The 5920-nt window shown below is 50.5% G+C and carries 4 protein-coding genes; 1 reads left to right on the forward strand and 3 read right to left on the reverse strand.

Annotation, left to right across the window (positions count from 1 at the left end; translation table 11 throughout):
• Positions 1 to 72 precede the first annotated feature (72 nt).
• The 3 genes from INT19_RS05990 to INT19_RS06000 form a co-directional block, all read right to left on the reverse strand.
• Complete coding sequence (locus INT19_RS05990) at positions 73 to 960, reverse strand: LysR substrate-binding domain-containing protein (RefSeq protein WP_193060114.1); 888 nt, start codon at positions 958 to 960, stop codon at positions 73 to 75.
• A 74-nt stretch (positions 961 to 1034) separates the two neighbouring features.
• Complete coding sequence (locus INT19_RS05995) at positions 1035 to 2894, reverse strand: TRAP transporter permease (protein ID WP_146945345.1); 1860 nt, start codon at positions 2892 to 2894, stop codon at positions 1035 to 1037.
• 153 nt (positions 2895 to 3047) lie between these two features.
• On the reverse strand, positions 3048 to 4073 hold the full coding sequence (locus INT19_RS06000; RefSeq protein WP_125752336.1) for a TAXI family TRAP transporter solute-binding subunit: 1026 nt from the start codon (positions 4071 to 4073) through the stop codon (positions 3048 to 3050).
• A gap of 457 nt (positions 4074 to 4530) precedes the next feature.
• Between INT19_RS06000 and INT19_RS06005 the strand changes: the two genes are divergently transcribed.
• Positions 4531 to 5784: a 2-aminoadipate transaminase gene (locus INT19_RS06005; RefSeq protein WP_193060115.1), complete on the forward strand. Its 1254-nt coding sequence runs from the start codon at positions 4531 to 4533 to the stop codon at positions 5782 to 5784.
• Positions 5785 to 5920: the final 136 nt, after the last annotated feature.

Here is a 5920-nt window from a genome sequence, read left to right on the forward strand (position 1 = left end):
TGATAGGGAAAGTATCGGCGCCAGCTTCACGGATTCAGGTATAACATAGCAGTGCGTAGTATTGTGTCAGTATCAATCACTAAACTGGGTAATATGCTCTACAAAGCGTCGCACTTTGGCGAGTTCCCCTAAGTGTTCAGGGTAAACAAGGTAATAAGCACTCTCACTGAGCAACCGATATGGCCAAGCAACGGCCAGTCGGCCACCTTCCAATTCTTCATCGACGGTAAAGTGAGGAACCAGGGCGACCCCACCGCCTGCCATTGCCGTTCGCACCAGCATAGGAAAGGTCTCGAAGCGGGTGCCATGATAGCTACGGTCAGTAATGATCTCTTGGTTTGCAAACCAATGATGCCATGCGTCAGGGCGTGTTGAGAGATGCAGCAGCGGCAGTTGTGTTAAGTCATCCACTGACTGAATGGGGTGCCGAGCGAGCAACTCTGGGGAAGCAACCGCGACCATATCCTCATCAATAAGCTTATGGCAAGCAAGGCTTGGCCAACTGCCATGGCCATAAAACAGAGCAATATCGATATCTTGCTGCTCAAGATCGAAATCTTTTACGCGGTCATGAAACTCCAAACTAATGCCTGGATTGGCGGCTAGAAAGGAGGGCAACTTATTGGCCAGCCAGCGGCTACCAAAGCTAGGTAAGGTGGCGATTTTAAGAACCTCGCTATTACCGCTGTAGGTCATTATCGCTTGCGTCGACATCTCAATTTGAGTGAGCACTTTGCGTACGTCACTTAAAAAAATGGCCCCTTCTGGGGTTAGCAGCAGGCTGCGTCGCACGCGACGAAATAGCTTGTGTTGCAAGGTGGCCTCAAGGTGCGCGACTTGTTTGCTGACAGCACTTTGGGTGAGGTTTAGCTCATCTGCTGCTCGAGTAAAACTCATATGGCGTGCGGCTGCTTCAAAGCATTGCATAGCCGCCGTAGAAGGAAGATTGCGTGATGCCAAACCTGGCGCTCCTGATGACCTGAAAGCCGCCCCGGCGCCTAAGCGCCGGGGGGAAGCTAGGTTTTTATAGTGGCTCATTGGGCGAGCGTTGCAGCCTCCTGGGATTTATCAGGTCGGCGCGATTGAAGCCAGCCCACTGTCACCATGGCAAGCAAGCCTAAGCCGCTGGTTAGCAACTCGGGAACCACCATGGCAAGCCCTGCGACTAACAGTACCAGACGCTCCCCGAAGAAGGAATCACGTACAAAGTAACCGAGTAGTGCGCTACTGACGCCCATAATCCCTACGAGTGAAAAGAACAGTGCGCTTAACAGTCCCAACAGCGTCGGTTCGACTAATACCAGCATAGGATTATAAATGAAGGCATAAGGAATAATAAACGCACCAATCGCCAATTTAACCGCCGTAAAGCCGGTCTTCATGGGGTTGGCTTGTGCAATGCCTGCACCCGCAAACGCGGCTAAACACACGGGAGGCGTAATATCGGCGATGATGCCGAAATAAAAGACAAACAAATGCACTGCCATTGGCGGAAGGCCGAACTCATTAATCAGTGCTGGTGCGGCAATCGTAGCAGTAACCACATAGTTTGCTGTTGTGGGTAATCCCATGCCCAAGACAATACAGGCAATCATCGTGAACAACAGCGCAAGTATCAAAACGCCATCCGCTAAGCTAATAATGCCAGCAGCAAATTTTGACCCCATGCCTGTCATGCCTACCACGCCAGCGATAATGCCTGCGCAAGCGACCGCTGCGATGACTGGCAGTGCCACGCGCGCCCCTTTCTCAAAAATAACCAATATATCTTTTAGCGAAGGGCGTGTTTCTTTGCGGGCCAAACTGACAGCAAATGCACATGCGATACCCAGAAGTGCTGCGCGCTGCGCGGTAAAGCCAATGCTAATAGTCGTAATAATGACGAGCAAAGGCAGCAACATGTAGCCTTTGGACAGTATCAGCTTACTTTTGCTGGGCAATTGATCTTTGGGGAGGCCGAGAATGCGATGACGTTTGGCTTCGAAATGCACCCCGATAAAAATACCCGCAAAATAGAGAATGGCGGGAATCAGCGCCGAGAACATGATTTCACGGTAAGAGACGCCCACATACTCCACCATAATGAAAGCCGCAGCCCCCATTAAAGGCGGCATAATCTGCCCGCCGGTAGAGGCTGACGCTTCGACAGCTCCTGCTACTTCGGGCTTGAAACGGGCATTTTTCATCATAGGAATAGTGAAAGAGCCAGAAGCCACGGTGTTGCCGATAGAGCTTCCCGAAATCATACCCTGCAGCGAACTTGCTATAACGGCGGCTTTACCGGCACCACCCGTAAAGCGCCCGGTTAACGCAAAGGCTAAGTCATTAAAGAATCGGCCGACGCCGGTATGCATCAGAACAACGCCAAAAAACAAGAACAAGAAGATAAAGCGCGCCGATATTTGCAGGGGCGTACCAAAAACGCCGCTTTCCCTAAACCATAAGTAGGGAGACACCTGCTCAAGAGAGAAGCCAGGATGAGAAAGCAAAGGACTGGGGATCAAGTTGCCAAACAGCGCATAGAGAATTGCCAACGTGGCCATGACAACAATTGGCATTCCTACAGTACGGCGAGTTGCTTCTAGTACAAACAGCACACCGAGTGCGGCAATCGTTAGGTCAACGGCTGAATAGCCCGTAACCCTTGCACGCAGGACTTCTTCATAAAACAGGATTTTATAGTAGGCGGCAAAAGTGGCTACGAAGGCGAGTATTACGTCGTACCACGGCACGCCATTACGCCTGCCCGCACCGCGCGTTGCAGGGAATAAGATAAAGATCATCCCCAAGGCAAGCCCTAAGTGGACAGCGCCTTGCTGCTGTGACGGTAGCGTACCAAAATAACCGGTATAGAGATGAAAGCACGTCAGTGATACACCCATTAGGGTGATTATCCAGCCCCACTTGCCTAGCTGTAGTGCAGAGCGTACTTGTGACTCACGATCATACTTTTCTAAAAGCGCCGCTTCGTCAGGAGTTTTTTTTTATCCACGATTAAACCTCATACATATAACGCCGCTGGCTTAGCCAGCGGCGAAAAGGGAACATCAATCAGTTAGATCACTTAGGCTGTCAATATTGGAGCGTTCACGGGTGATAATCTGAATGACTTCAGGGTAGATGTGCCCGATAAAGGCGACGTTATCAATCGCGCCACTTTCGAACTCTCCGCGTCCGGCAACGGCATCTTGTGCCGGTGCGTGTACGGTCATCCCGAGATCCATACCGTTATCACGAATGCTCACTAAGTTTTCGATTGAAGCGCCAGTTTCAATATTGGTGAAGTTATAGTTTTCCAGGTAACGGTTCCAAATGGTGGCCATCTCACCGCCGAGTGGGTAGTAAGTGCCGCCTTGGCTACCGGTACCTAAAATAAACTCTTCTTTGGCTTCAGTTTCGCCAAGCTCCGCAACCGGGTTATTTACGGTGAGGCCTTGCTCTTCGTAATATTTTTTAGCACCGGGGTGAATGGGGAGGCCTTCCGAACCATTGAGCGCATTTTCAAGGGTAATGAACGCAGATTGAGAGTGCGTGTTTTCTTCAGCATGTTCATGCATTAAACGCGCTAATTCATAACCCAGCTCTTCATCAATAGTATTTGTGTTGCCAACTAAAATGGCATAAGCCGTAATAGTATTTACATCTTCGTTTTGGAACGCATAACTATTAGCGGGAATCGTAAAGCGCTTATAGGCACTGTTCTCTTCAATATAGTCAATAGCGTCATCGCTTAAGCTAATTAGGCGTGCATCACCACTTGAGGCTTGTAAGTTCTCGATGCTGCCAGAAGGTAAACCAAGAATACCGATAGAAATATCGATGTTGCCATCTTGCACACCATCGAGTGCAGCGCCAAAGCCTTCTTGATAGGTATTGTACTTATCGCTACCAATACCGTAGGCATCAAAAAGTAGTTGGGAAACGCCTTGAGTGGTGCTGGCAGGAGGGCCAATAGCAATATTAGGTTTGCTGTCGCCACCACAACCCGCCAACAGAAGAGTCGCGCCAACGCCGCATAGCACTTTTGGTGATAGCACTTTTGATGAAAGCACTTTAGAGGTAATGTTTTTCATGTTAACTCCTGCTAATTAAATTATTTATAATAAAATTCTGCTTAGCAATTCTCGCAAGCCGACCGTCTGGGGATCGGTCAGCGAAAAGAGCGCGAAAAAGTAGCTGGCTATTGTTCACGTATGCCGCCCGACAGACAAAAGAAATTAAGTTGCGTACGCATTCCATTTTGTCATGCGATTCAGCATTAATAAATACTTTTCATAATCAATGGTTTGCGATTTATGTCAGTACGCCCGGCACGCTGCTTTCCTTTTAAATTTTTTTAATATTTTTAGTGTCATAGGTGCCAGCAACGCGTGCCTGTGCTAGGCGGCGACCGTTCCCGCTTTTAAATCAATCGGCTATTTTCTATGCATTCCTATTGGGCATACATTTAGCGTTTTTTTTCGTTTGTGATCTGCTACTTGAACCTGTTTGATAAGCGAACACTTGGTAATTTCAGGAGCGTTTACGACGATGGACCTTCCCAACGTCAGCAGTGCATTAGGCATCCTCCACCCCGTTTGCATTACTAAAGGGCGTAATGCAGAGGTGTGGGACGAATCAGGGCGGCGCTATATCGACTTTATTGGCGGTATTGGTGTGCTTAACCTGGGGCATGGCCATCCAGCGGTGGTCGAGGCCGTCAAGGCTCAGGTCGATACCCTCATGCATTCAGCGTTTAATGCCTTGCCGCACCGTGGCTACCTCTCTGTCGTAGAGCGACTTGACCAGTTTGTGCCGGTTTCTTATCCGCTGGGATGTATGTTGACGAACAGTGGTGCGGAAGCGACTGAAAATGCTCTGAAAGTGGCCCGTGGTGTCACGGGTCGCCAGGGCGTGATTGCCTTTGACGATGCTTTCCATGGCCGCACCTTGGCCGCACTCAATTTGAACGGCAAAGTTAAGCCCTATAAAGCCGGTTTAGGCGCGCTACCTGGCCCGGTTTATCACCTGCCGTTCCCCAGCCAGGATAGTGGGATATCCGCCGAGCAGTCGCTAGCGGCCCTAGAGCGTGTATTTGACGTAGAAATTGCCCCCAGTGAAGTGGCGTGCGTCGTCGTTGAACCCATTCAAGGGGAAGGTGGTTTTCGCTTACTTTGCCCCCAGTTTGCGAAAGCGCTGCGGGAAATCTGCGATCAGCACGGTATTTTATTGATTTGTGACGAAATCCAATCAGGCTTCGGACGAACCGGTAAACGCTTTGGCTTCAGTCACCTCGGCATCGAGCCTGACCTGCTTCTGTTAGGAAAAAGCATTGCCTCAGGTCTTCCTCTGGCCGCCTTGGTAGGGCGTAAAGAGTTAATGGATGCTTTACCCAAAGGCGCGTTGGGAGGTACCTATTCAGGCAATGCGGTCGCGTGTGCAGCTGCATTGGCAGTGATGGATATCATGCAAGACGAGGCGCTAAGCGCATGGGGTAATGCCCAAGAAGCGGCGATTGTGAGTGCTTACCAGCGCTGGAAAGCAAGCGAGCGTTTTCCCATGCTAGGAGCCATGACCGGTGTTGGCGCGATGCGCGGTATCGTCTTTGAAGATACCGACAATGCTACGGGGGGAGAGCACTTAGCTAACCTATTGGCTGCGGGGCGTGATGCTGGCGTTTTGCTAATGCCCAGTGGCCGCAAGCGTAATGTCTTACGCTTATTGCCGCCATTGACCACTGAACCAGACGTCATGGCAGAAGGGCTAGGGCTCATCGAGCAGGCGCTGGAGACGCTCAAAGCATGATCGCAATGGTCAGCGAAGTGGCAGTGCGAAGTGGCTATGTTGCGTTTCTCGACGCCTTGCGCGCTCGTGGCTTCGAAGGCGAGATTGCCCCTGACTATGCCAACCGCACGGTGCTGGCAACGGATAACTCGATTTA

This window comes from Halomonas sp. 3A7M, from assembly GCF_014897875.1.
GTDB lineage: Bacteria > Pseudomonadota > Gammaproteobacteria > Pseudomonadales > Halomonadaceae > Vreelandella.